We start from the raw sequence: 1650 nt of genomic DNA on the forward strand, positions 1-1650 counted from the left end.
AACCGAACAACTGACCGCAGCACGTAAAATCAACCGTATGGCCGAGCGGGATGTCAAAGACTGGTTGTATGCCCGTTTTCTGGCAGAAAAAACCGGTGAGCGTTTTGATGCTGAAATCATCAGCATCAACCGCGGCGGCCTGCGTGCCAAACTGCTAGCTAATGGTGCTGTAATGTTTGTACCTGCCTCCACCCTGCATCCGGTTAAGGAAGAAATGAATTGTGATGCCGAACATGGCTGGATCATGATCAAAGATCAGATCCAATACCGCCTGACGGATCGTATTCAAGTTGAATTAACCGAAGTCAGAATCGATCAGCGCAACCTGATCGGACGCCTGTCAGCCTGACCCGGAAAACGGAAAACTGCTTGCATATCAAAGCCGAAGCGCTATGATATGCAGCGTTGTCGGAGTGTAGCTCAGCTTGGTAGAGCACTGTCTTCGGGAGGCAGGGGTCGAAGGTTCGAATCCTTTCACTCCGACCAGAAAAGCCACTAAAAACAAACGCTTAGAGCATGTTTGAGGTGGCTTTTTTTGTGGCCGTGTGACCACCAGCACTACGTGTGTCCAATATGTGACCATCGTATCTTCCGCTCTTTGCCTTTCCTCGCTTAACTTTAGGCTGCTCTCCTTTCCCTTGGATGACTTACCAGTGCCGACCGCTGTTCTACTTTATTGGTGGGGCTTTTCTCTGGTGCTACTCAGCAATCTATCCTTCCGCTCATTTTCTGCACTACACAAAAAATACACTACCGGCCTTGTGGATCTGGTGCCGATGCGGGCGTGGTGGCGGTAGGGGGTACGTAAAGTTTTCGTCCCCCCCCCCCTTGCTGTGGATCTGCTGCCGGTGGTCGTTGCTATTTGCCCAAGGCGGTCAGGGTGCCTTGTTTTGGCTGTGCGGGGTAATGCTCTGGGTTTAGGTGGTGCGCCAGTGCCTTGATGTGTTCGGCCTGCCCCCTATAGGCGGATGCCTTCAGTGCGCCTGGTGTGGGTGGCTGTAGTTTCTGGGGACTGAACCAGCGGGTTAACTGAAAGCGCCTGGTAATCTCCGGCCATTCTGCTGATGCCTGCTTTATTGTGATTGTCAATGGCCATTTATTTTGACCCACTTTTGGCCAATAAAATTGACCCACCTGATGCGTTAGTTGGTTAACTTTTCTTTCAGTCGATAGCTTTCTCCTCCCAGCATGAAGATGTGTGAATGATGGATGATCCGGTCCACGATGGGGATGGCGACATTGTCGTTGTGGAAGAACTCACCCCAGTCGGTAAAGTCCTTGTTGGTGGTCAAGATGATTGACCGGTACTCATACAGGCTGTTCACCAACTGGAAAAGGTTGTAGCGGGACTGGCGGCTCATGGGCAGGTAGCCCAGCTCATCAATAATCAGCAGGTCATTTTTGGCCAGTAGGCTGATCCGCTTTTTCAGTTCACCCCGCTTTTCAGCCAGCTCCAGTTCTTCCACCAGGGCCATGGCGGTTCTGAAGGCCACCTTATAACCCGCTTCGATCGCTTTGTAGCCCAGCCCGATGGCCAGATGCGTTTTGCCGACTCCCGGTGGCCCGATGAACACCAGATTCTGACGTTGATCGATGAAGTTAAAGTCCAGCAGTGCACTGATCTGGCGTTTGTTGATGGTGGTCTGGTGA

At 51.9% G+C, this 1650-nt stretch carries 3 protein-coding genes and 1 tRNA gene; 2 read left to right on the forward strand and 2 right to left on the reverse strand.

All coding sequences use genetic code 11. The features are described 5' to 3' along the window. Together IBX50_RS20470 and IBX50_RS20475 are read left to right on the forward strand one after the other, a co-directional pair. Window positions 1-349: S1 RNA-binding domain-containing protein (locus IBX50_RS20470; protein WP_292258261.1), on the forward strand; the 349-nt coding region annotated here is incomplete at its 5' end. Between the two features lie 60 nt (window positions 350-409). Then, a tRNA-Pro gene (locus tag IBX50_RS20475) sits at window positions 410-486 on the forward strand. Between the two features lie 372 nt (window positions 487-858). Here IBX50_RS20475 and IBX50_RS20480 read toward each other — a convergent pair. Both IBX50_RS20480 and istB read right to left on the reverse strand, forming a co-directional pair. Further along, window positions 859-1089, reverse strand: a complete 231-nt coding sequence (locus IBX50_RS20480; RefSeq protein ID WP_292258263.1) for a hypothetical protein — start codon at window positions 1087-1089, stop codon at window positions 859-861. Window positions 1090-1142: 53 nt separating this feature from the next. Next, window positions 1143-1650 (reverse strand): IS21-like element helper ATPase IstB (istB, locus tag IBX50_RS20485; protein ID WP_292258265.1); only part of this gene is annotated, 508 nt, incomplete at its 5' end.

It is taken from the genome of Marinospirillum sp. (genome assembly GCF_014859565.1).